General features: G+C 60.8%; 18 protein-coding genes and 1 pseudogene. 5 read left to right on the plus strand and 14 right to left on the minus strand.

The genetic code is table 11. The features are described 5' to 3' along the window. Positions 1-25 precede the first annotated feature (25 nt). Complete coding sequence (gene galU / locus EWR20_RS07810) at positions 26-940, minus strand: UTP--glucose-1-phosphate uridylyltransferase GalU (RefSeq protein ID WP_129360039.1); 915 nt, start codon at positions 938-940, stop codon at positions 26-28. A 200-nt stretch (positions 941-1,140) separates the two neighbouring features. Between galU and EWR20_RS07815 the strand changes: the two genes are divergently transcribed. The 3 genes and pseudogenes from EWR20_RS07815 (at position 1,141) to EWR20_RS07825 (ending at position 2,899) form a co-directional block, all read left to right on the plus strand. Continuing rightward, positions 1,141-1,773 carry a 5-formyltetrahydrofolate cyclo-ligase gene (locus tag EWR20_RS07815; protein ID WP_129360040.1) on the plus strand — a complete coding sequence of 211 codons (633 nt, stop codon included), beginning with the start codon at positions 1,141-1,143 and terminating at the stop codon, positions 1,771-1,773. Positions 1,774-1,814: 41 nt separating this feature from the next. Continuing rightward, positions 1,815-1,958 (plus strand): annotated as a pseudogene (locus EWR20_RS12950) (FmdB family zinc ribbon protein); the annotation flags it as partial. A 257-nt stretch (positions 1,959-2,215) separates the two neighbouring features. After that, positions 2,216-2,899 (plus strand): SAF domain-containing protein, encoded by a 684-nt coding sequence (locus EWR20_RS07825; RefSeq protein ID WP_129360042.1) that lies wholly within the window; start codon positions 2,216-2,218, stop codon positions 2,897-2,899. Between the two features lie 411 nt (positions 2,900-3,310). Here the strand turns inward: EWR20_RS07825 and EWR20_RS07835 are convergent, their stop codons facing one another. From EWR20_RS07835 to groES, 9 genes are all read right to left on the minus strand, one after another. After that, the gene (locus EWR20_RS07835) at positions 3,311-7,567 is read right to left on the minus strand and encodes a DNA helicase (protein WP_129360043.1); all 4,257 of its coding nucleotides are present in this window, start codon (positions 7,565-7,567) and stop codon (positions 3,311-3,313) included. 205 nt (positions 7,568-7,772) lie between these two features. Then, positions 7,773-9,371 carry a glutamine-hydrolyzing GMP synthase gene (guaA, locus tag EWR20_RS07840; RefSeq protein WP_238147639.1) on the minus strand — a complete coding sequence of 533 codons (1,599 nt, stop codon included), beginning with the start codon at positions 9,369-9,371 and terminating at the stop codon, positions 7,773-7,775. A gap of 158 nt (positions 9,372-9,529) precedes the next feature. Next, positions 9,530-10,093, minus strand: coding sequence for a DUF3817 domain-containing protein (locus EWR20_RS07845; RefSeq protein ID WP_238147640.1), 564 nt, complete (start codon positions 10,091-10,093; stop codon positions 9,530-9,532). Then, entirely contained in the window at positions 10,083-11,093 is a 1,011-nt protein-coding gene (locus EWR20_RS07850) for an SURF1 family protein (RefSeq protein ID WP_129360046.1), read from the minus strand. The genes EWR20_RS07845 and EWR20_RS07850 overlap by 11 nt, the downstream gene beginning before the upstream one ends. Before the next feature lie 90 nt (positions 11,094-11,183). Beyond that, positions 11,184-12,317 carry a GuaB3 family IMP dehydrogenase-related protein gene (locus tag EWR20_RS07855; protein WP_129360047.1) on the minus strand — a complete coding sequence of 378 codons (1,134 nt, stop codon included), beginning with the start codon at positions 12,315-12,317 and terminating at the stop codon, positions 11,184-11,186. Between the two features lie 38 nt (positions 12,318-12,355). After that, positions 12,356-13,873, minus strand: coding sequence for an IMP dehydrogenase (guaB, locus tag EWR20_RS07860; protein ID WP_238147661.1), 1,518 nt, complete (start codon positions 13,871-13,873; stop codon positions 12,356-12,358). Between the two features lie 238 nt (positions 13,874-14,111). Beyond that, positions 14,112-16,229 carry an acyltransferase family protein gene (locus EWR20_RS07865; protein WP_129360048.1) on the minus strand — a complete coding sequence of 706 codons (2,118 nt, stop codon included), beginning with the start codon at positions 16,227-16,229 and terminating at the stop codon, positions 14,112-14,114. A gap of 648 nt (positions 16,230-16,877) precedes the next feature. After that, positions 16,878-18,464, minus strand: a complete 1,587-nt coding sequence (gene groL, locus EWR20_RS07870) for a chaperonin GroEL (RefSeq protein WP_129360049.1) — start codon at positions 18,462-18,464, stop codon at positions 16,878-16,880. 53 nt (positions 18,465-18,517) lie between these two features. Beyond that, entirely contained in the window at positions 18,518-18,814 is a 297-nt protein-coding gene (groES, locus tag EWR20_RS07875; RefSeq protein WP_129313947.1) for a co-chaperone GroES, read from the minus strand. Positions 18,815-19,047: 233 nt separating this feature from the next. Between groES and EWR20_RS07880 the strand changes: the two genes are divergently transcribed. Continuing rightward, the gene (locus tag EWR20_RS07880; protein WP_129360050.1) at positions 19,048-20,322 is read left to right on the plus strand and encodes a THUMP-like domain-containing protein; all 1,275 of its coding nucleotides are present in this window, start codon (positions 19,048-19,050) and stop codon (positions 20,320-20,322) included. A 120-nt stretch (positions 20,323-20,442) separates the two neighbouring features. Beyond that, positions 20,443-21,597, plus strand: coding sequence for a glutamate--cysteine ligase (locus tag EWR20_RS07885; protein WP_129360051.1), 1,155 nt, complete (start codon positions 20,443-20,445; stop codon positions 21,595-21,597). Positions 21,598-21,608: 11 nt separating this feature from the next. Here the strand turns inward: EWR20_RS07885 and tsaD are convergent, their stop codons facing one another. The 4 genes from tsaD to tsaE are packed head-to-tail and all read right to left on the minus strand — an operon-like array spanning position 21,609 to position 24,588. Then, on the minus strand, positions 21,609-22,745 hold the full coding sequence (tsaD, locus tag EWR20_RS07890; protein ID WP_129360052.1) for a tRNA (adenosine(37)-N6)-threonylcarbamoyltransferase complex transferase subunit TsaD: 1,137 nt from the start codon (positions 22,743-22,745) through the stop codon (positions 21,609-21,611). Next, positions 22,742-23,302, minus strand: a complete 561-nt coding sequence (rimI, locus tag EWR20_RS07895; protein WP_129360053.1) for a ribosomal protein S18-alanine N-acetyltransferase — start codon at positions 23,300-23,302, stop codon at positions 22,742-22,744. The genes tsaD and rimI overlap by 4 nt, the downstream gene beginning before the upstream one ends. Next, positions 23,299-24,030, minus strand: coding sequence for a tRNA (adenosine(37)-N6)-threonylcarbamoyltransferase complex dimerization subunit type 1 TsaB (gene tsaB, locus EWR20_RS07900; RefSeq protein ID WP_129360054.1), 732 nt, complete (start codon positions 24,028-24,030; stop codon positions 23,299-23,301). Before tsaB ends, rimI begins: the two co-directional genes overlap by 4 nt. A 24-nt stretch (positions 24,031-24,054) precedes the next feature. Next, a complete protein-coding gene (tsaE, locus tag EWR20_RS07905) occupies positions 24,055-24,588 on the minus strand; it encodes a tRNA (adenosine(37)-N6)-threonylcarbamoyltransferase complex ATPase subunit type 1 TsaE (protein WP_193553882.1) in 534 nt (177 codons plus the stop codon). Positions 24,589-24,642: the final 54 nt, after the last annotated feature.

Raw genomic sequence — 24,642 nt, forward strand, 5'->3', positions numbered from 1 at the left:
ACACGTTGGCTTTGCGATTAGTGCATCATTCGGAAGGCAGCGTTTGTACGAATTCCTTGAGCCACGACCGAAGACCGGGGCCCAGATCTTCGCGCTCGGCCGCCAAAATCACATTTGCCTTCAGATAAGAGAGCTTGTCTCCGGTGTCGAAGCGACGGCCGTTAAAGACAACCCCGTACACGCCTTCCCCTTCTCCGGTGCCTTGGCCGAGCGTCTCGAGCGCATCGGTCAGTTGGATTTCGTCACCACGTCCGGGAGGGGTTTCCTCAAGAACGTCGAAGACATGCGGGTGCAGAACATAACGACCGATGATCGCCAGGTTGGAAGGCGCATCTTCCGGTTTGGGCTTCTCGACCATACCGGTGACCTTAACGTAATCCTGCCCCTCGACGGGCTCCACCGCTGCACAGCCATACGCGCTGATCTGATCCTGCGGGACCTCCATGAGGGCCACAACGCTGCCGCCGGTTTCCTCTTGGGCCTGGATCATGCGCACGAGCAGATCTTCTTGCTCGTCGATCAAATCGTCGCCCAGCAACACGGCAAAAGGCGAGTTCCCAACGTGCGTCTTCGCGCGGAGGACCGCGTGGCCAAGTCCCTTCGGGTCACCCTGACGAAGGTAGTGCAACTCCCCCAGTGCGGTGGCCTGTTGAACCGATTTGAGGAGATCGTCTTTGCCGGAGGCCGCGAGTGACGCCTCCAAATCGGGGATGCGGTCAAAGTGATCTTCCAAGGCTCGTTTGGAACGGCCGGTGATCATGAGGATGTCATCGAGACCCGCGGACACGGCCTCTTGAACCACGTATTGGATGGCTGGACGGTCGACGACCGGCAGCATCTCCTTGGGGCTGGCTTTGGTGGCCGGCAGGAACCGAGTACCTAGTCCTGCGGCCGGAATCACAGCCTTGGTGACTGGTTTCTGTGAATGATTTGCGGACATACCTTCAGAATAGCTGAGGATCTGGGAAAAACCTTGGGTTTATCAAGGTTGCTTCGTAGCCTTGCCTTTGTTTGTCATGCGCCGTGTAATACCGCGACGGATCTCCTCGTTCGGATTCGCTTTCCCCGTAAACCGAATATTGGGAGATGGACTACGGTAGGAAGCCCTAGGCCGTTGCACCCGAAGCCGGAGGATCGCCGATGAACACCAGCAAGCTCGTCCGGGCAAAGTCAGACCTTCGGACGAAACTGCTCGCGGCACGCGTCTACCGGTGTGAACAGGACAGCGAGGGTGTGCAGCGCCGGCTCCTGGCGGATTCCTGGCGAAATGCACTTTTGGATTTCGTGATCGAGACTGTCCCGATCAACGGCACGGTATGTGCCTTCCTGCCGACCGCGACCGAGCCCCCGATCCGACCCGCCCTCAGATCAATATACGAATCCGGGAGGACGATTCTGGCGCCCATCTCGCGACCGGGCAGGGTCCTTGACTGGACACGCTGGACCCCGGATACCCCGGTCGAGATCAGCCGATTCGGAATCCAGGAACCGGTTGGCCCTCGCCTCGGCGCAGAAGCCTTTGTTCAAGCCGAACTTCGGCTCGTACCGGCTCTGGCGATCGATGCTCGAGGTGTGCGGCTCGGCTACGGCGGCGGGTTTTACGATACTGCTCTCGAAGCCGCGGCACACGGACCTCACATCGCCGCCGACATCGGCATTTGTTTTGCCGACGAATTTCTGGAGGCCGGGCGCGTGCCTTCGGAATCGCACGATGCGCGGTTGCCCCAGGTCTGCACCGATGAAGGATTCACGAGAATTCGTCAGTCGCCGTAAAATAGGTTCGCCGCATCCCACCGATTCAGAGGAGACTCTTCATGCCCGTTTACGCGTATGTGTGCAAGAACTGTCAGCATGCATTCGATACCCGTCAGGCTTTCACGGACAACGCGTTGAAAGAGTGCCCCGAGTGCCATGTGAGCGCACTGCGAAAGAAGTTCAACACTGTTGGGGTGAGCTTTAAGGGAAGCGGCTTCTACAGCACCGATTCCAAGTCTTCGTCCAATTCTTCTGGCTCCGGAGACTCGGCCGGAGACTCGTCCTCCGGCTCTTCCTCGACGTCGACTTCAGCGTCCACGACGACGACATCCTCCGGTAGCGATTCCTAGGTTTCCCACATGTGATTTTCTGACTCAGACGCCGGACAGGTTGTACCCAAAAGACGGTTTCTGGGCCAGAGCCGAATGGAGGAGGCCGGGGACTTTGCGACCGTAGGCCTATGCGTATTTTCCGGCATCAGGCCACGCGCCGCGGGTTCCACAAGACCGTTCCGATCAGTGTCCGCCTCCGCTCCCGGGTCAGCCGCCGAGCACGCTTTCTGGGGGTCGTCCTGCTGGTCGGGTCCGCCGTGGCCAGCGTGTTCCTGAAACCTTCGATACAGGGCTCGAGTGCTGAAATTGTGGTGGCGAAGCGAGCTCTGCCCGCGGGACACAGGATTTCGGAGGCCGACCTCGAATCCATCGAGGTCTTGGGGGCGTGGGCCGATTCCGTGCCAGAGGCCAGTGCGCGAATCGATTCTCTGACCGGTTCCAGGCTCGCTGTGCCGGTTGATCTCGGCCAACAGGTTACGGCCTCGATGACGGTCTCCGCCCACCTCATTCAAAGATTGCCTGACGGAATGGTTGCCATGGGTCTGCGAGTCCGAGACCCGGATTCTTTGAAGTTCATAGGACAGTCGGCGCCGGTTCACCTGTTCGTGGCCGGAAACCATGGCGAACAGGTCAAGGCAGAGGGGCTGCTGATATTGGCTCCGGAAAATCCACAGAATTCACCTCTCCTCCAGAATTCGGGCTCGAATTCAGGAGGAAACTTGGCATTCTTTGCCGTTGATCCGTCCACCGCGGAGCAGTTGGCCGGATTGAATAGTGAGGCTGTCGTCGTAGCCAGAAGCCCCGAAGGATGATCCGGGATAGTCGCCGTAATACCGATATTGCCGGTGCCACCCGAGTCTTCGATGCCGCAGCTGGGTTGCGGAATTCTCATCGGAAGAGAACGAGGCGAAGAGTTCAATCCCAATGAGGGGGCCGCTGTTCGCGCAGCCACCGGCTTCGAGCGTCTTCGGGCTGGGCCGTCCCCGATGCTTTGGACGAGCCGGAACCGCTTGTACTCTGGCCATGAAGCGTCGGTGCAGATCCGGCAATACCTGCCAACCGTTCCGGTTCCCCTTGGCTCGCGGAGGTGCCGCCGGTCGCGCGTCGCGGTCCACGGTGGCGGAATTTTCTCGCGCCCCCAGTATCTTTGTCGGTCTCACGGGGACCTGCGCCCGAAGATTCGTTGTCGGGCGCAGGCGTACCGCTGTCAGAAGGACCGGAGGTCATCGCTGCTCCGGTACCTCGGGGGTCTCAAGCCCCAAGTAACCCAGTATGCGATCGGCAACCGACTGGGGGTCGGCGAATACATCGACCGTCCACAAGGACACGTGGTTCCAACCGGTGCGCTCGAGCCTTTCGGGTCTCAACCGCGATCTCTCACGAACCGACAGGGACGCGTACTGAGTCGTCCCGTCAGTCGACAAGGCAACAGGAAGTTGCATGGCCGCCCCGCCGTTTCCGTCTGCTGTTCCGGCTGTTCGTGCCCGGGGGCTCAGAACCGCCCCCGCGGACATCGACTCGGCTCGTGCAGTGGCCAAACCATCGATCTCCTGTCCAGGCGTCACTGAAACCTCTGCCCCGGCCACCCTCAAGCGACGAGCAAGGTCGGCCAAGAGCCAATCCGCCTTGTATTCCTCTTCATTGGAATCGTGGACTGACAGAAACTCGCTGATCGCGTGTTCGGGCGCCAAGATGGAAGCCTGCTCCGGCTCGGAAACGGAGTGCGCGGCCTCATAGGACTCCAGGAAGCCCACCAAATCCGTCATCCCGTTCCGGAGTTCGCTCTCGCGGAGCTGATCAAGACTCAACGAGCTCACCACTCGAGTGTGGAACCTCGCTGTAGACATCGCCTTCACGAAGCGCTGGCGCCCGTGTTCGTCGGAGAGCTGCCCGAAGTGCGATGCTCGGGACCCTGCCTCCGGAGCAACACCCAAACTGAAAATCACCCGATCGCGAGTCAATCCCTGAGCACGTGCCAGATCGAGGACGCGGAATGGCTCCAATCCGGGCTCGAAGAAATCTCGGAGCTCCGGATGAGAGTCCAAGTCCTTGCGAATCCCTTCGGCAATGCGCGCAGCGTGCCGGGGGCTGGCGGTCAGGACGGCAAGAGACTGCCGCGGATCACGTGAAGCATGCTCAAAAACCATGTCCACGACGGCGCGCACCTCGGCTTTCGGGGACTCGATGACGGGAGCCCCTACGCGGTCGTCGGGTTTCTGTTTGCGCAAATAGTCGACCCTCATCGAACGTGCGCCGCTGACTGCTTCTTCCCCGAAGGGCATGGCAGACAAAGCGCCGTCGTAGAAGTGTTCGTTCAGATAAGAAACCAGAGCCTGGTCACGGCATTCATGGATACGTCCCAATGTTTTGCCCGGCAGGACCTGACTCAGCACATGCATCGCGGAATCGACGCGCTCATTCGACGGTGTCTGATCGTCACCGGTGGTCGGGGAAACGATGAACGGTTGCGGATATCCCGAATTCTCGTCCCCGAACGCAATGACCTGCCGCGTCCTCGCCAGGGCCGCCAAGCACGCTCCCAAGGGCGTGGATTCGGCATCCAAGACGATGACCGCGTCCACGGTTGCCGACGGAGGCAGGGTACGGCCTACGCCAAACGGGCTGGATAGCCACAATGGTCGCAGCCCGGCCAAGATATCCGGAGCCCTGCGCAGATAGCCTGAAAGGGGAATAGGAGCCCCTTTGAGTATCTGACGCAATTCCTTGGCCTGCACAGGCTTTAGGTGGACCCGCTGGTTCCAACCGCGCGCCGCAGCATACCGAACGCGAGCGGGTCCCGAGGCGACGTGGGCCACGTCGGCCCGACGGAAAGCCGACTCCCACTCGGAAAGCGTTTTTCCACTGACCAAGTTCACTTCGGGCCGCTCGAGCATTATTTCGAACGCAGACTGCCACCATGCGAGGTCCAGCTCGGCCGCGACCTGGTCGGTGGCAACGTGCCGCTCTTCGAGGTCTTTGAGCAAGTCCTCGAGGCCCTTTCCGCGAAGAATATGGGTCAGTTGTTCACGTTCGGGAAGCGTATCCAACAGGATGCGGTCGTTGGCCATAGCTTCGAACGTCTCGAGCAGGTCAGGAATCGGCAGATTGAAGTAGTCCTTCCGGACAGGGCTCTCCTCCATCACGATCGAAAGATCGCTCAGGTCGTCTGCTACTTCGGCATACAGCTTCCCGATTCTCTCGAGGTTCCCCGGCATTCCGACGGTTCGGCCTTCGACCGCCCAGCTCTGCCATTGCTCCCGCTGCGCCTGAACCTCGATGAGGGCCTGGTGCAAATCCGAGATGTGCACCTGAGGAATGATGTACTCCTTGGCGGCCCGGCGCAGACGCGAGCGCTGAATCGCGGACATGTCGATTCCGCGTTCCCGACGCCAGGTCGAGGTGCCCGTCGCCGCGATCAAGTCCGTAACAGGACGGTCGAATATATCTCCATTGAAACGGGATAGAGAGTTCCGAATCCCTTCGAGCAAATCGAGTTGCTTTTTCCAACCCGCCAGTGTTCTTTCGGGCTTAAGACCTATCCCGTCGAAACCTTCGTTGATTTCGCGACGCAGCTCACGCGCGGTCTGCAAAAGGCTCTGGACCAGGGCCCGGGCTTGTTTGGTCTCTTCCGTATTGACCAGCCGAGCACCGTACCAGGGCGCGGTGCGCGTCGAAGGGTTGAACGCGCGGAGTTCCGCAGCCCGCTCCAACTGGGACACGGTCTCGGAGCGATCAACGGTAGCGTCCATGACGGCACGCTTGAAACGCACCCGCGTCGACGGCCCTGGATCCCGAGACGTCAGTTCCGCGAGCGTCTGCATCGCTTGGAGGGGTGTCACTCCCCAGCGTTCGTCCCTCCAATGGAGCGAAGTCACGTGCTCGGCAAGCTGGCGCCTCATGTTCCTGAGTTCATCGTGCAATCCCGCAAGCCGCGGCTCGACCGCCTGTTCGTATCGGACGATGGTTTCGATCAGGTCCCGGGCCAGCCCCTCAGGATCGGTCTCTTCGCCGAGTTCAAGGGTCAGGTCGGACAGCTCGAGGTCAGCCACACGACGCCGCACATTGTGCAACGTTTCTCGACGCTCGGCCAGAATCATGACCGATTTGCCCTCGGAGAGGAGACCGGCCGCGACGTTGAGCGCCGCACGCAGATGATGGGTTCCGGACGGCGCCGTGACCGTCATCGACTCGCCGGCACGAGCACGCTGAACAATCTCGGAAACCGTATCGTCGGCATCGTAAACCAGGGTCTCGTCAGCCGGGTCCACCTCATTCGCTGGTAGAGGATTCGAGGTGAATTCACGGGGTTCCCGTGGCGCGTTGATCTGGGCGCGGTTGAGGTCGGAGATGTCTCGCAATAGTCCCGACGTCGCTGTTTCGGGCAGTTCGCCCACGGTGTCCGCAAGATCCGCGAAGGTCGAGATCACGGTACGCGCTTCGATATGCATTCCCGGAACGTTCATGCACACCGCGCGCATAGCTTCCAGAACCGCCTCCGGCGTAAGCCGGGACCCGGATGTGGCCTTTCGATGCACCCCGTTGGCGAAGAGGTCGATTCCGAAGTCACGCCGCAGTTGGCGGGCCATCGCCGGGTTCAGCCGCGCAGGACCGTTGATCCGCAGCTCGAAGTCGTCTCCGTCGGGATGAGGATTGATCACGATCGGGGCCAGGAGCACGGGGGCGATGTGACGCCGTTCCCCGCGGGCCCCGTCGGGGATTCCGGAGGGGTTCAGCTTGGCGAACCACGATGCCGTGCCGGCGGCGAGGAACCCAGCTTCGAGACCGTGGTCGGCATCAAGCTCAAAGATCTTGCCTCGTATTGCTCGTGCAGAGCGGACCCCGTTGGTGAACGTCGCACGATCACGCAGAATAGTCGACAGGCGGGTCTTGCGTCCGGCGAGCAACTGAGCATATCCGGATGGGTTGGACCCCGAAAGATCGATGTGCACGTTGTCGACCGGGTTGAAGTCCAGCAGGGCGTCCGGTCCCGTGTACACGTCCACTTGCCGCAGCCATCGGTCGAGAAGCAGCTCGTTATTGTCCGCCGAATCCGCTTCGTCAGGCCCCTGGTCGTCGGTTGACGGCGCCTCTGACGGGTAGTTCTCTTGATCGTCATCGGGCATTGCTTCAGGGCCCCTGCTCCGGCTCACCTGAGATGCAGCGGGTTCCGGTGACGACTGACCCGGCTCAGTGCTGTGCCCCGCATCATCGCCGGAACCGTCAACCGCACGTGCCTCGGACCAATCAGCCAGCGACGTTACGGACTCCGGACGAGTGGCGTCGGACCCGTCGGTTCGGACACGAGCGATCCGGAGGTCGTGGGTTCCGGGCGTTGAGGCATTATCCTGCGTAGAAGACTGGTGACCTTCAGAGGCCTCTGCGGCGTTCTGAGGGCTCGCCCAAGGAACGGACGAGGGATTCGAGGTCGCTCCCTCGGACGTGTCCTGTTCGTTCTGATCGGCGGAGTGTGGCTTCGTCACGTTGCCTCTGCTTCCGGTGTGGTCGGCGTATTCTTCGCACATCTTAGGGGTCGCGGCTTCACCGCGCACCATCTCTATAGTAGAAGCACACCGAACGGGATTCCGTATAGACGTCCAAATTCCTTCGCCGCGGGGAAGACAATGGTCCGTCTCGATCAGTTCGAGACGGACCATTGTCTTTCGGGCGGACCCTGAATCTACGGGTTTACTCCCATTCGATGGTTCCCGGAGGCTTGGAGGTCACGTCGAGCACGACTCGATTGACTTCCTCGACCTCGTTGGTGATCCGATTCGAGATGCGCGCCAGCAAGTCGTACGGGAGCCGCGACCAATCTGCCGTCATGGCGTCCTCGGAGGAGACCGGGCGAAGAACAATGGGATGCCCATATGTTCTCCCATCCCCTTGCACGCCCACCGAGCGAACCTGGGACAACAGGACGACCGGCATCTGCCAGACTTCGCTGTCCAAACCTGCCTTGGTCAGCTCGGCGCGAGCAATGGCATCCGCGGCCCGGAGCACGTCCAGGTTTTCGCGGGTCACTTCGCCAATCACTCGAATGCCTAAGCCTGGTCCGGGGAAAGGATGCCGAGCGACGATCTTTTCGGGGACTCCGAGCTGACGACCGATCGCACGAACTTCGTCCTTAAACAGGGTACGAAGGGGCTCGACGAGGTCAAAAGCGAGGTCCTCGGGCAAGCCGCCGACGTTGTGGTGGGATTTGATGTTCGCGGCGCCTTCACCGCCGCCGGACTCGACCACGTCGGGGTACAGCGTGCCCTGCACGAGGAATTTGATGTCCTCTCCAGTGCCTCCGACTTCGGCAACCAGTTTCCGTTGGGCGTCTTCGAAAGATCGAATGAACTCTCGGCCGATGGCTTTGCGCTTGGCCTCGGGGTCCGCGACCCCCTCGAGAGCCGACAGGAACCGGTCCGATTCGTCGATGGTGACGACCTTGATGCCCATCGTTTCGGCGTAGTCTTGTTCGACCTGCTCGCGTTCACCGGCCCGCAGCAGACCGTGGTCAATGAAGAAGCAGGTCAGCTGGTCCCCGACGGCCTTGTGCACCAACGCCGCCGCGACCGAGCTGTCGACGCCGCCGGACAGCGCACAGATAACCTGCGCGTCTCCGACCTGGGCGCGAATCTTCTCAACTTGCTCCTCGATCACGTTGCCTGTGGTCCACGTCGGCTTCAGACCCGCCACGTTGAACAAGAAGTTCTCCAGAACCTCCTGGCCGAAATCGGAATGCTTGACTTCAGGATGCCATTGCACGCCACCCAGTTTTCGCCCTTCGTGGACGAAGGCCGCGACCGGAGCCCCTTCGGTGCTCGCGAGCACCTCAAAACCCGCGGGTGCCTCCGTCACGGAGTCGCCGTGGCTCATCCACACGTTCTGTGCGACCGGAGTGCCCGCGAGGAACGAGACTCCCCCTCCTGTGAGGGTTGCGTCGGTCGCCCCATACTCGCGGAGGCCGGTTTTTGCCACGGTCCCGCCAAGGGTCTGCGCCATCACCTGGAATCCGTAGCAGATGCCGAAAATCGGGACGCCGGATTCGTACAGTTCGCGGTCCCCCGCTGGTGCACCGTCTGCATAGACGCTGGAGGGCCCGCCGGACAGCACGATGGCCGCGGGCTTTTTGGCCAGCATCTGCTCGGCCGACATCGTGTGCGGCACGATCTCCGAGTAAATATTGGCGTCACGGACGCGGCGTGCGATGAGTTGGGCGTATTGCGCCCCGTAGTCGACGACCAGAACGGGACGATCTTCCAACTCGGTCGTCGCCGAGGTTTCGGATTGGGTCACTGCCATACCTTCGGTTTTGTTGGGTGCGATGCGGAGTTTCCCCAAGATGTGTGGGGTCTCGTTATTGCCAGTTTAGGGCAACCGGCCGGGCCTCCCGGAAACTACGGGGCATTCCAGGAGAACTTCGCCGCCCGGACGCGGCCTCCGGCGTGATGGAGCTAATACCGTTTGGTGGATTTGGGGTTCGCGGCGACCTGCGAGACCGTCTCGCGGTGGATGCGACGCTCGACGATGAATGACAAGAAGGGAACGACACCGCCCAATGCCATCACGATCAGTTGCGGCAACGGCCACCTCATGAGGAGCCAGAGACGGAAACAGGCCAACAGATAGATCACGTAGAACCATCCGTGGATGATGAGGATTCCGGTCGATATGTTGAGGCCGCCCGTGAGATTCCCGGTGTTGCGGTTGAGCCATCCCAAGGCCACACTGTCCCCGGTCGAGGCGTTGGTTGCCCCGGCCATCAGGTCGTAGCCGAACACATATCGAGTGATCATCTCGACAACCAGGAGAAGAAGGAAGGTACCCGAGATCCACGCACAGTACTTGTATATCCCGAGCGCGCCCCTGATCTGAGCCTGGGTTCCGCCGAATTTGCGACGAGTCGCGCGAACGTTTCCCGCTTTCTGAGGCGTCGCGTCAGGAGGCAAAGGAACTGACTTGCCATCCGTACGCTCCACGGGACGGGGCTGATTGTTGGGGGTTGGCTTATCGGCCACCTTGGTCACCTCGTTGGTTGTCGTACGTGGACCCGGAGGAGTTCTCGGCAACGACATCCGTGCCGTCTTTCTCCCCGGTTTCAGGTTCATCGAAGTAGTAGTACTCACGGGCTTCGGAATCGTAGTAGAAATAACGACCCGTGGATTCCTCGTAGAACATATTGCCCTCCCCTGCTGGGAGGATTTCGTAGTACTTCTCGGGATGGATCATGCGTTCGTGCGAGTCAGCAAGCATGCGCCACCACAGGTATATGGCAAAGACTGCGAAGACGACCCATTCGATCGCGTAGAAGATATTGAGCCAGTTGACGGAGTGATCGACGACCTGCTCACTATGAATCGTGGCGAGATTCCCGTGTGGATCTGCCAACTGAGCGTCGGGCTTGACGTGCCCGTCCGAGTCAACTTGAGCCGGCTGCCCGACGGGAGTTTCTGCCACGGCGGTAATTGTTCCCGCATAAAGAGGCGTGTCCCACAGATTGGCCAATTGGGCCGTCGCCGCCGAGCCCAGAGCGCCTGCAGTCTTCGTGTCCTGCGAGGTCACCGGGGCCTCGTTGGCTACAAGCCGTCCGACCACGCTCATTTCCCCGGTGGGCTCTGTCCCAATCTTTCCGGGATCGCTGTCGGTCGTGAATCCACGGGCCACGGGCACGGAGTATTTCTCGCCCGTTTCCTGCGGCTCGGCGTCGATGGCGAATTGGCTGACCACCCAATAACCTTTCGTGCCATCGTTGACCCGACCTTCGACCAATCGGCTCGTGTTCTCGACGTAGTGCCCCTTGGCCTGAACCATCGAGTCGGCTTGGCTCTCCAGGACAGGTTCTGAGGGGTTCGCCACGTCTTGAAGCGGTTGCACGGCTTCTTTAGCCGGATTCGCATGGATCTGGCCGGAGTCGGCCGTACCAAGCTGCCACTTGCTCAAGAACATGAACCCGGTGGCCAAGGCCAGAGCGAGCAACAGCGCACCCAGCCATCTCGGGGTAAAAGCTAATTTGAGCACGGCTTCCAGCCTATCGGTCGGACCTGGGACTTCCCCAAGTCAGCAGGGAATCGACCCGTCACGGAGCAAAGGGGCCAATTCATTCGTCGGTCAGTACTGTGGTCGGCCCGTCAGCACAACTTCTGAGCGTTGGAATTCCTTCAGAGTCGAATAGCCCGTCGTGGCCATCGCCCGTCGGACCGCTCCCATGAGGTTCGACGTCCCGTCGACATGATGCGACGGCCCGTACAAGACTTCTTGGAGAGACCCGACCTGGTTCATGGGAGTACGTGTTCCGCGGGGGAATTCGTGATGGTGAGCTTCCGGACCCCAGTGGTATCCCTGACCAGGTGCTTCTGTTGCACGGGCCAACGGCGCCCCGATCATCACGGCGTCCGCGCCCATGGCCATGGCCTTGATCATATCGCCCGACTGCCCCAGGCCACCGTCCGCGATCACGTGAACATAGCGGCCGCCGGACTCATCAAGGTAGTCACTGCGTGCCGCCGCGACGTCGGAAATCGCCGAGGCCATGGCCGCATGGATCCCCAGTGCGCGACGAGTCGTGGTCGTTGCGCCTCCTCCGAATCCGACCAGAACCCCGGCCGCACCGGTGCGCATCAAATGCAATGCAGGAGTGTAACCGGCGGCTCCACCCACGATCACGGGAACATCGAGTTCGTAAATGAACTTCTTGAGATCCAAGGGCTCTTGGTTCTGCGAAACGTGTTCGGCCGAGACTGTCGTGCCACGGATGATGAACAGATCGGTCCCCGCATTGACAACGGTTTTGTAGAACTCTTGGGTTCTTTGGGGAGTCAGCGAGCCGGCCACGACGACGCCGGCCTCGCGAATCTGCGCCAGCCGTTCGGTGATCAGCCCCTCTTTGACGGGCTCCGCGTAGATCTCCTGCATGCGGCTGGTCACATGCGACATGTCGTCACGGGCCAGCAGCGATATTTCGTCGAGGTAGGGCTGCGGGTCGTCGTACCGAGTCCATAGCCCTTCGAGATTCAGCACCCCAAGACCGCCGAGTTTTCCCAACGCAATGGCCGTTTCCGGGGACATTACCGAATCCATAGGCGCACCCAGGATGGGTGTATCGAATTTGAAGGCATCAATCTGCCACTCGGTGCTGACATCGCGCGGATCCCTAGTACGGCGGGCCGGAACCAATGCCACTTCGTCGAGCGAGTAGGTTCGACGCGCACGTTTGGAGCGGCCGATTTCAATGTCGTTGGTCAAGATCTTCCTTCCGCACGCCGTCACCCGGCGTGACCGAGCTAGCGACGGTAGTTGGGGGCCTCGACGGTCATCATGATGTCGTGAGGGTGCGATTCCTTGAGACCGGCCGGGGTGATGCGAACGAATTTGCCCTTGTTCTTGAGCTCCTCGATCGTCATCGAACCGACGTAGAACATCGTCTGGCGAAGCCCGCCTTCCAGCTGGTGCAGAACCGCAGAGAGAGGGCTACGATATGCGACCTGCCCTTCAATGCCCTCCGGGATCAGCTTGTCCTCACTCTTGACGTCAGCCTGGAAATAACGGTCCTTGGAGAAGGAGGCGTTCTTGCCCCGAGTTTGCATTGCACCCAATGAACCCATGCCGCGGTACGCTTTGAACTGTTTCCCGTCGATGAAGATCAGATCTCCCGGCGACTCGTCGCAACCGGCCAGCATGGACCCGAGCATCACGGAGTCGGCACCGGCAACCATAGCCTTGCCGATTTCGCCGGAGTGCTGGAGTCCGCCGTCTGCAATCAGTGGAACGCCCGCCGGAATGGTCGCTTTGGCGGATTCATTGATCGCGGTGATCTGCGGGACCCCGACTCCCGCGATGATACGGGTCGTGCAGATGGACCCCGGGCCGACGCCGACTTTCACGGCATCCGCACCGGCATCGACGATCGCCTGAGCGCCTTCACGGGTAGCGGCCTGTCCACCGATGATGTCCACGTGCTCGGCCGCAGGGTCCTTCTTGAGGCGGGCGATCATGTCCAGTACACCCTGCGAATGACCGTTGGCGGTATCGATGAAGAGAGCGTCCACGCCCGCGTCGATCAGCGCCATCGCGCGTTCGTAGCCATCGCCGAAGAAGCCGACTGCTGCCCCCACGCGGAGCCGGTCTTCTTCGTCCTTGGTCGCATTGGGGTACTGCTCAGTCTTGGTGAAGTCCTTGACGGTGATGAGTCCGGTGAGTCGTCCGTCGTCGTCCACGAGGGGCAACTTTTCGATCTTGTGGGCAGCCAAGAGGCCGAACGCCTCTTCCTTGGCCATACCCTCGTGCCCGACTACCAGGGGCATTTTGGTCATGATCTCTTCGACCGTGCGGTCTTCGAATTCGTCCTCGGACAAGTACCGGGTGTCCCGGTTGGTGATGATCCCGAGGAGTTTCCCTCCGTTGTCGACGACGGGCAGTCCGGAGACTTTGAAGTGTCCGCACAAATCGTCCAGTTCACGGAGACTCGCTTTCGGGGAAATGGTCACCGGGTTCGTGATCATGCCCGATTCGCTTCGCTTGACGCGGTCAACGTGTTCGGCTTGGTCCTGAATCGACAGGTTTCGGTGGATGACTCCCATGCCGCCGAGGCGGGCCATAGCGATGGCCATCCTCGAATCGGTGACGGTATCCATAGCAGCCGATATAACCGGAGACTTGAGGTTGATTCTCCTGGACAAGCGCGTCGTCGTATCCGCCTCGGAAGGGTTGACGTCGGTATTTCCCGGAAGGAGAAGGACATCGTCGTACGTCAGACCCGTCAGGCCGAAGGGATCGTCAGACAGTGCGGTGGGCTGGGTCAAGGGAATAGGACCTTTCACGTCTTGTGTCTCGGCGAGCGCCTCTCGGCACCCCGAGCTATTGCCTTTCATCATATGACGATACCCCGGCAGGTCGCTCCCCCGGCCCGGCGGTTGGTGACTGAAACCATGCCTTGTTCGTTATGAGCCGGAAGATGACTCCTCCGGTTGGCATGCCTGTCCGATTCTCGACCTCGCGCTGGAGGCTTCGTTCCGAGGCGAGATCTGAGATTCCAGTTGGCTATCGCGACGCCAAGGCATCACCGGAAATGTTCGCGGCGTCGTCGAAACGCTGGTCGAAGAACTTCTGCATACTCCTCACGTATGTAGCCGTCAGGTGGTTGTCGTCGATGTAGGTATAGACGTTGCCCACCGCTGGCGGGCAACCGCCATCAGGGCAAACCAAATCGTCCATGTCAACCGACCCGTATCCGGGAATATCCTGCCGCCATGGCGCTGTCGGATCCGGGGTGTGGGCGGTCACGTGCGGGAAGGTGCAGTCTTCGAAGCTCTTGCCCTGCTCACACTCGGTATGGGATTCGCCGAAGCGGGCGTTGTCCCTGATACCGATCACGCCGACGCCTTCGCTCGTCCACTTGCGTACTTGATCTTCGGTCCCCGCCCGGATTCCTTCGGCCGCACCGTCGTAGGACGAGAAGGTGGACTGAATGACCAGATTGTCGGGGTGCCAATCACCGATGGCGGTCTCGGCCTTCGGAAGCCATTCCTGGCACTCCCCGGAGAACCAGTTGTCGTCCTCGCTGGTAAAGAAGCAACCGGGATGACGAACGAAGGTGAGATCCCAGTTGTCGTCCTGAGCTTTCTGCTTCAGAGCCGTCATCCACTGTTCGGTGTGGCTATTGCCCACGGCCACCACATGCTTGCTCGGATGATCGTTCTTGACCACTCGGTAGCACTGCTCACCCGTCAAGCCATGCAGATCCTTGTCGAAGCCTTTGTCCTTCGAGCATTCCTCTCCGAGCCCGTTGACCTCCGCGAAATCATCGCTTCGCGTCAACGCGGTGGGGAGCAAACCTGCCTTCGCATCGCCCTTGTAGGTGTAATCCGGGTCGAGAATCTCCGCACCCGGATTGTTCTTGTCTGCAGAGGCTTCGATCTTGTGGGTCACGTATGCAATGCGTGCCTGCCAGGCGAGCACAGAACCCGCTCCGACGACGACGCAAGCGAGGATCACGACGCCGGCCCGCCATCTCTTGGTCTCGGACCACTTCCACCGACGAATCGGGGTATCGATCAGCTTCGTCAGCAAGTACGCGAGAATAATCGACAGCACGAGCAGCCCCACACCGGAGAAGAAACCGGCTTTCTCACGACCTGTCAAAGTCAGGTAGAACACCAGCAACGGCCAGTGGACCAGATACAGACCGTAGGAATTTGAGCCCAGCCATACCAACGGTTTCCACTTCAACAGGCGGTCGGCTCCCCATCGAGTGGTCGATTGCCCGCAAATGATGATGAAGCTTGCCGCCAGTGTCGGCCACAGGGCGATGAATCCAGGGAACTGGCCCTGGACGTCCAGCAATGCCCCGCACAGAAGAATCGCGAGCAACCCGACCCAGTTCAGCACCGCACCCACACCGGTTCTGACGCGGATCCATGGCAGCACGATGGCAACCAGGGACCCCATAGCGAACTCCCAGAGCCGCGCGAACGTGTTGAAGTACGCCGCCGTCTGGTTCGAGTAGGTGTAGTACACCGAGAACCCGAAGGAGATGATGAAGACAACCGCGAAGATGATCGCCAGTATCACCCGTGCCCGAGCTTGGAATTTCCGGACCACCAAGCTGCCGAGCGCAAAGAGCAAAGGCCACATCACAAAGATCTGGCCTTGGATCGACAACGACCAGAAGTGCCGGAACGGCGAGGCCGCGCCGGAATCCGCAGCATAGTAGTCAACCGCATTCGCGATCGAGAACCAGTTCTCGTAATAGAAAATGACCGAGAACGCCTCGTGCATGATCGAGAGCCATCGATCCGGCGAGATGAAAAGACGGGTTGCGATCAGGGAGCCGGCCACGATGATGGCGACCAAGGGCATGATGCGTTTGAAGACGTGAACCCAGTACTTGGTCAGCTCCGACCAGCCGACCTTGACGCCGCGCTCGATCTTTCCGGTAAAGGAAAGGGTCATTAGGAACGCGGAGATCATGAGGAAGACATCGACGCCGCCAGAGACCCGACCGAACCAAATGTGGTAGATCGCCACCAGCAGCACCGCAAAAGCTCGGAGACCCTGGATTTCAGGTCTAAAAGCTCGTTTCTTGCGCGGGCCAGCCTCCGGCGCTTGCGCTTCCTTCACCGGTGAGTCAGGCCCACCTGTCCCGTGCGTATCAGTCATTCAAGATCCTGTGTCAGCCTCGGATGAGGCGATATCTCGTTCAATTCGTGTGATGCGAAGCGCTCCGGAGATCGCTCCCAGGGAGTCCATTACCCTCGGTCGGACATTCGGTGTTCATAATAGGCGCCTGTGGAGGAAACTTAGCGAATCAGCGATGGCCAACTCACCAGCAAACCTTTCAGCGTGTTGGTGGGCAATGCTCAGCGAGCGCATCGGCCCAAGACGGAACTCCTGGATTCCCGGTGTAGTTTATTTTTGAATATTCGCGTGCCGCCACAATGTTGACGAATGCTACATCGACATATGACGTTTAACACGCGTCTGACGAACGACTGTTCACCGCATGTTCCTTTTCTTGATTCGGACTCTTGTCGGCATAGTTCTGGACGGCGCTGACGGACGTTGCCGTCAGCTGATTGTCGTCGACGCAAGTGTAATCGTTGCCGACCGCGGGCGAGCAAATGCCGGGGTGACGAGATCGTTCACGGCCATCATCCCAAGCCCTGGGGCTTTCCGGCTTCGGTCCTGCGGATGAGACCGCGGCGGTCCCGTCGCATCTCATACTCCCCTAGGTCGACGCATCGATACATCAAAAAACGTCCCCGCCACTAAAACGTGGCGGGGACGAATGAATCGCACGAACGAGTGCTAGTCCTCGTCCTCCTCGGGTTTGTCGACAACCAACGTCTCAGTGGTCAGGACCAGTGAGGCGATGGATGCCGCATTCTCGAGCGCTGATCGGGTGACCTTGACCGGATCGATGACTCCGGCCTTGATGAGATCCTCGTATTCGCCGGTCGCGGCGTTGTAGCCTTGGCCAGGCTCGAGGTCACGGATGCGGGAGGCCACAACGTAGCCATCCGCTCCTGCGTTGTCCGCAATCCAGCGCAACGGCTGCACCAAGGAACGACGGACGATATCGACCGCAGTCCGAGCATCCTCGGACTGCAACCCCAGGTCGGCGTCGAGTGCCTTGGACGCGTGAACCAAAGCGGAACCGCCACCTGCGACGATGCCTTCTTCGAGCGCAGCACGAGTCGAGGACACGGCGTCCTCGATGCGGTGCTTGCGTTCCTTGGCCTCGACCTCAGTGGCTGCTCCGACCTTGATGACCGAGACGCCGCCGGCAAGCTTGGCCAGACGCTCCTTGAGCTTCTCGCGATCCCACTCGGAGTCGACGCGCTCGATCTCGGAACGCAGCTGAGCGACCCGCTCGGCAACATCCTCGGCAGATCCGCTGCCGTCGACGATCGTCGTGTTGTCCTTGGTGACGGTCACGCGGCGGGCGTTACCCAGCTGTTCGAGGGACACGGAGTCCAGAGAGATGCCGAGTTCGCTGGTGATGACCTCGCCACCGGTCAGGACAGCCAGGTCCTGCATGATCGCCTTGCGACGGTCACCGAAGCCCGGGGCCTTGAGCGCAACAACATTCAGGTTGCCGCGCAACTTGTTGACCACCAGCGTGGACAATGCTTCACCGTCGACGTCCTCGGCGATGATCGTCAGCGGCTTCTTGGCCTGAACGACCTTTTCCAGCAAGGGCATGAGGTCGGCGATCGCCGAGATCTTCCCTTGGTAGATCAGAATGGCCGAGTCCTCGAGAACCGCTTCCTGCCGCTCCGCGTCGGTGACGAAGGAGGGCGAGAGATAGCCCTTGTCGAACTGCATGCCTTCAGTGACGGACAGCTCGATTTCGGTCGAGGAGCCGTCTTCGATGGTGATGACGCCGTCCTTGCCGACCTTCTCAAAGGCTTCGGCGAGGAGCTCGCCGATCTGCGGAGACTGAGCCGAGATGGCCGCTACTTGAGCGACTTCTTGGCCTTCGATCTCGCGGGCGTTCTCGCGGAGACGCTCGGAGACCGCTTTGACCGCCGCTTCGATACCGGTCCGGATCTCGCTCGGTGCAGCCCCGGCTGCAACGTTTCTCAGACCCTCATTCACAAAGGCCTGGGCCAAAACGGTAGCCGTCGTGGTGCCGTCACCGGCAACATCATTGGTTTTGGTGGCGACTTCCTTGGCCAGCTGTGCGCCAAGGTTCTCATACGGGTCATCGAGCTCGATCTCGCGAGCAATGGTCACGCCGTCGTTGGTGATTGTGGGAGCGCCCCACTGCTTGTCCAGAACGACGTTGCGACCACGCGGGCCGAGAGTCACCTTGACCGTGTTGGCGAGCTTGTCCACACCGGCCATGAGGGCCTTGCGGGCTGCATCGTTGAATTCCAACTGCTTTGCCATGAACTACATGACTCCTTACACAGGTCTAGAAAAAGTGCGGGATTGTCGAGTTGTTACTTCTCGACAACGGCCAGCACGTCACGTGCCGAAAGCACGAGGAATTCCTCGCCCGAGTACTTGACCTCGGTTCCGCCGTACTTGGAGTAGATGACGACGTCGCCTTCCTGAACGTCGACGGGAACACGGTTGCCCTTGTCGTCAACGCGGCCGGGGCCAACGGCCACGACCTTGCCCTCCTGGGGCTTTTCCTTGGCGGTATCCGGGATGACCAGGCCGGATGCGGTGGTCTGCTCAGCCTCGACGGGCTGAACGACAATACGGTCCTCGAGAGGCTTGATGGAGACGGACATGAGTGACCTTCTTCCTTGGATGGATCAATTCTTGGCGTGAGCCGTGAGGGGCGTGCCAACCGTCGTCGCGGTGCCGATTGAGCGCCAGGCCCATTTAGCGCCCTGAGTCCCAGAGTGCTAAAGACGACTCTATTCGGAGGGTTAGCAGAGGGTCAAGGCGAGTGCCAGGTTTCGCCCACAGCGGGAAGAAAGTGTCACGTCGGCCGTCCACAAGCCCCCGGTAGGGTGGTCCCGTGACGCATTTATTCACTTCCGAGGAGCTCAAGGCCCTCGATGCGCTGGAGTACAGGGAAGAGAACGCATTGGCGCTCTCCACGGCTCTGCGCAAACAAGGTTTTCCCCCCGATAGGGCCTCCGCACTCCTGACCCAAGCCAAACTCCGAGCGCAGGCGCGACTGAAATTCGGCCAGGAAGCCGAACGAATGCTGTTCACCAGGCCCGGACTCGAACAAGCTACTCGCACCAGCGTCGCCCAGTGGCACGCACGCCGGTTCCAACGAGCGGGCATCGATTCGGTCGCCGATCTGGGATGCGGAATCGGGTCCGACTCCGCGGCATTCCTGCGCGCCGGTCTGTCCGTTCTATCCTATGAAATCGATCCTGACACCGCGTCTGTGGCCCGCCACAACCTGTCGATACATGCCAAGTCCGAGGTGCGCACCGAAGACGTCACGAGTATCGACGCCACGGCCTTGCACACGGTCGATGGGGAACCGATCCGTGCGCTATGGCTCGATCCTGCCCGACGCGAGACGGAACAAGGTCGCGTCAGCCGACTCTTCGACCCTGAGGCCTTTGCCCCGCCGTTCTCCCAGATCGAACGCTGGGCGTCGACCGGCATCGCGATGGGGGTCAAGATGGGTCCGGGAATGGAGCACGCCGACATACCGGGCCATGCCGAGGCGGAGTGGGTCAGTTGCGGCGGAGACGTTGTCGAGCTGATCCTTTGGTTCAACGGGTTGGCTCGCCCTGGTGTCAGGCGGTCGGCCACGGTTCTGGACTCCGACCCTTTGGAGCCGCACGTGATCGCGCATTTCTCCTCCGGGTCGGAATTCGGCCACGACGTCGACGGGTCATTGTCCGAACCTCGTACAGGCCCTCCTGCGGCGTACCTCTATGAGCCTGACGGAGCCGTGATCCGCGCGGGACTCATCGATCAGCTGGCCTCCACCGTCGAGGGTCATTTTTTGGACCCGCGGATCGCTTATTTCACGTCCGAGCAGGGGCTCAATATTCCCGGAGCAACGTGTTGGGCCGTCGAGGAGGATCTGCCGATGGGGGCCAAGACGTTGAAGAAGTGGGTCCGAGATCACGGGGTCACAGGGCTGACGATCAAGAAGCGAGGGGTCGACGTTGTACCCGAAACTCTGCGGGGCCAATTGCTGACTGGTCCCAAGCGCGGCAAGAAGACGTCCACGGGCCGGCACGCAACTCTGATCCTGACTCGCTGGGAGTCCCAGGAAACTGAGCAACGCGCCGCGTTCGTCGTCCGCCGAATGAGCCGCTGACCGTCTCCACGCTCCAGGACACGACTTCCTTGTGAACTCGCGTGTCGCCGACGACCGAATGCTCGGTTTCCGCATCTGACGCCCGGCTAAGATGAACTGACCCAAACCGGGAGGACGCACATGATCCCCTTTTCAAGCTCCGAACAGTCGAGCCTCGGCGTCGAGTGGGAAATCGCTCTCGCCGACCGTGAATCAGGCGACCTCGTCTCGGCCGCCGCAGAGATCCTCGCGGCCCTCGAATCTTCGCACCCTCAATACATAGAGCCTGATGGTTTCTCTCCTCAGATCACTCGGGAGTTCCTGGCCAATACCGTCGAGGCCGTCACCGGTGTATGTGAAAACGTATCGGAAACCATTGATCAGCTCTCGGAGCTCGCAGACGTCATGCGGCAGGAGGCCGACCCGTTGGGCGTGGATTTGTTCTCCGCGGGCACCCATCCTTATGCGAAGTGGACCGAACAGCCAGTCTCGGAGAAGGACCGGTACCAAAAAGTTTTGAACCGTACCCAATACTGGGGACGCCAAATGCTGGTTTACGGAGTACATGTTCATGTCGGTGTCGATTCCCGAAGCAAAGCGCTGCCCGCGGTGAATCAACTCGTCAACTACTATCCGCATCTTTTGGCGCTGTCGGCGAGCTCCCCTTATTGGGCGGGCGTGGACACCGGATACGCCTCACAGCGGGCCATGGTTTTCCAACAGATTCCTACATGCGGTCTCCCGTACCAGTTCGAGGAGTGGACCGAGTACGAGCAGTACATCGATGGTCTCATCGCAACCGGAATGATCGCCGAGGAATCCGAAAATCGTTGGGACATCCGTCCCGTTGCCCGGTACGGCACCGTCGAGATGCGCATCTGCGACGGCCTTGCAACCCTCGAAGAAATCGGCGCCATCACCGCGCTGACCCAATGCATAGTCGAAGAGGTTTCCCGAATAGTCGACGACGGAGGCCGGATCGGCACAATGCCTCGATGGTTTGCCGAGGAGAACAAGTGGAGGGCCTCGCGCTACGGGTTGGATGCCGAGGTCATCACGGACGGAGACGGTACGGTTGCGCCCGTCCGTGAGCACACCGCCGCGTTGGTCGAGAGGTTAGAACCGATTGCCCGAGAACTCGGCTGCGCCAAAGAATTGGCGGGCGTGCATCGAATACTCGAGCGCGGTCCCGGTTATCTGCGTCAACGTCGGGTCTATGAAGAGCACGGGCAACAGTTGCGGGCCGTCGTGCGCGACACGGTCGACCTCACCCGTTACGGTTATCCCGAAACCTGATCGATGAAATTCTAGGACGGTTCCTGAACCCCGGGAACAGAGACGGTCGTGACCTGCATTGAGGGATCGGCCGTAAAGTCCAGACCACTGGGAACGACGCCGCCCATAACCAATCGAGCGCCGAGGGCCGCGACCATTGCCCCGTTGTCGGTACACAGTGAAAGTTGTGGAACCACGAGTCGGATGCCATGGGCAGTACATCTCGCGGCAGCCAATTCCCTGAGCCTCGAGTTCGCGGCGACTCCCCCGCCGAGCAAAAGGGTGTCTATCCCATTCTCGCCACAAGCCAACATGGCCTTGGCCGTGACGACGTCCGCGACGGCTTCTTGGAACGACGCGGCGATGTCGGCGACAGGAAGCCTCCGCCCGTCGGCTTCTATTCCTTCGACAACGCGTGCCACCGCCGTTTTCAAACCGGAAAACGAAAAATCATAACGGTGGCTACCAGGTTTGTCGGGAGTGCCCATGTATTTCGACGCGGTCAGACCCCGGGGGAAAGCGAACGCCTTCGGGTCTCCCCCAGATGCCGCGTGATCAATTGCGGGTCCGCCCGGATACGGGAGACCAAGGATTCGTGCGACCTTGTCGTATGCCTCCCCTGCCGCATCATCCAAAGTTGCCCCAAGCAACGTGACGTCTCGGGAGACATCGGTGACCTTGAGAATCTCGGTGTGACCGCCCGAAACCAACAGTGCGCCCAGACCGGCTGGAAGCTGCCCCGTGACGTCGAACCCATGACCTTCGATTCCGCTGTCCTCGAGAAGTCCGACACCCACATGAGCGACAAGATGGTTGATCGCGTAGAGCGGCTTACCCGTGGCGACGGCGAGCGCTTTTGCGGCGCTGACCCCGACCATGAGGGCCCCGGCCAATCCCGGTCCGCTGGTCACGGCGACGGCGTCGATGTCCTCGAGTCCGATCCCGGCATCATGGAGAGCGGCCTCGAGGGCGGGAGTCATGGCCTCAAGATGAGCGCGCGATGCGATTTCCGGAATAACGCCGCCGAAGCGAACGTGCTCTTCCATCGATGACGAGACGGTGTTGGTCAATAGCCGATGACCTGCAACGATCCCTATACCGGTCTCATCGCACGAGGATTCGATGCCCAGCACGATCGGCTCGGACGCCCGGGCGGGGGTCTTGCTCAATGGGTTGGTCCCTTCTTGTTTAGGTCCCGGGCACCGGTCAAGTCCAAACTCATGATGACGGCGTCGACGCCGCCCTGATAGTAGCCTCGACGCTTGTGAACCTTGTGGTACCCCATGGATCCATAGAGGTTCTGTGCCCGGGGGTTGTCCGCACGGACTTCCAACATCATGGTCTCGGCCCGCATGGCACGCGCCTGATCGTGCATCCGGGTCATGAGCCATCGCCCGATCCCACGGCCCTCGTGATCCGGCAGCACAGCAATGGTTTGAACGTCCCCGGTCTCCGCGATCGCCATCATGCCGGCATATGCAATGACGACTCCGTCTTTTTCGACCACCGTATACCGGCGCGAGGGGTGTCCGATCTCGGCGAGGAACATGTCCACTGGCCAGGCGTCCTCGGGAAAGAGCGCCAGTTCCAGGGCGTGCACGACATCGATATCGTCGATCGTCATAACCCGGGCACGGTATTCGGCAGGAAGTCCGCGCGCATCTATCGCCAGGTCTGTTTCCGGAACGGATACCGCTGGCCGTGGGCCGATGCCGGGTTGGCTCATCGTGTGGCTCGCTTTCGACCGGCGGGCACTTTGGCATCCGATTCCCGCAGATACAGAGGGGAGGTCGTCTCGAGAGCCGCGTTCAAACCCGATCGCAGCGCGGATGCGACCAATAATTCGGCCAATGGCTCGTCTTCCTCATGACCTGTCAAAGCTTCCAGGGCGACGTTGTACAACCCGACGCCCTTGCCCGCGGTAGGCAGATCCGGGTCAAGCTCAGTGGCGTTCCCCACGGTGGGCCCCGAAATTCTTTCGTACCCCGGTTCTGGGGAGAACCGGGAACCAGGGTCGGAGAGACGGTAGACGGCACTGTAGACTTCGCGCCGGCGAGCATCCGTTGCAACCCGGAACTCACGAAAACCTGCAGAACGGGCGTCTCGGAAGGAGCCTTCGGCGATCGCGTCGAGGCTGACAGCGCCTCGAACCGGTACGGCCCACGCCCACGCCATGGTCCGGGCGGTCGTGATTCCTGCGCGAAGCCCAGTGAAGGGCCCTGGTCCGAGGCCCGTCACGATCATTCCGAGGTCTTGTCCGCGCACCCCAGCAGTGTCCAGGAGACGACGGATACCGGGAGCCATCGCCTCCGCATGCGACCGGGTGTCGTGGGTACGGAAACTACCGAGGGTTTCGAGCGGGCCCACGTACGGCTCGCCGCCGGCAGCGTGGTCGTCGACTTCGATGAGGGCGCCGCTGGCTATGGATGATGTATCGCAACCAAGTATGAGCACGCCATACAGTCTAATGCTCGCCCCTTACTTCTCAGCCGCGCCCCGGAACTTGCGGGCCAATTGATCCACTTCCGCCGCTCCCCAACGCTGACCGGTGAAAGTGATCTTGGCCCGCCGCGGGTCGAGGTCTTCTTCCTCACCTTCGATCATGGGGGCGTCATCGCCGAGTGACCTTTCCAAGGTGATGTCGACCCGTGAATCGCTCAAGTGCTCCACGAGGTCTCGGCCCCATTCGACGACGGTTACCGAGCGGTCCATCGTGTATTCGAGGTCCAGATCGTCGACTTCTTCCGGGCTCGACAGCCTGTAGGCATCCACGTGAACGAGGTCTGGGCCACCGGGACGGGCACCTTCCGGGTCGTTCGGATGAATCCGAGACAGCACGAAGGTCGGCGAGATGACATTGCCCCGCACGCCCAGCCCGTATCCGAGTGCGCGTGTGAACGTCGTCTTCCCGGCCCCCAGCTCACCGGTCAGAACCACAAGGTCTCCGGAGCGAAGGTTTCCCGCGAGCGCGTGGGCCACACGGGCCGTTGCCTGGGGTCCGTGGAGTACCAATTCGACTTCGTGGCTTTGGGAATTGGGGCCGGTCGACGACGCCGGGTCGCTGGG

It is taken from the genome of Rothia uropygioeca (assembly GCF_004136585.1).
In the GTDB taxonomy this organism is placed as follows: Bacteria; Actinomycetota; Actinomycetes; order Actinomycetales; family Micrococcaceae; genus Rothia.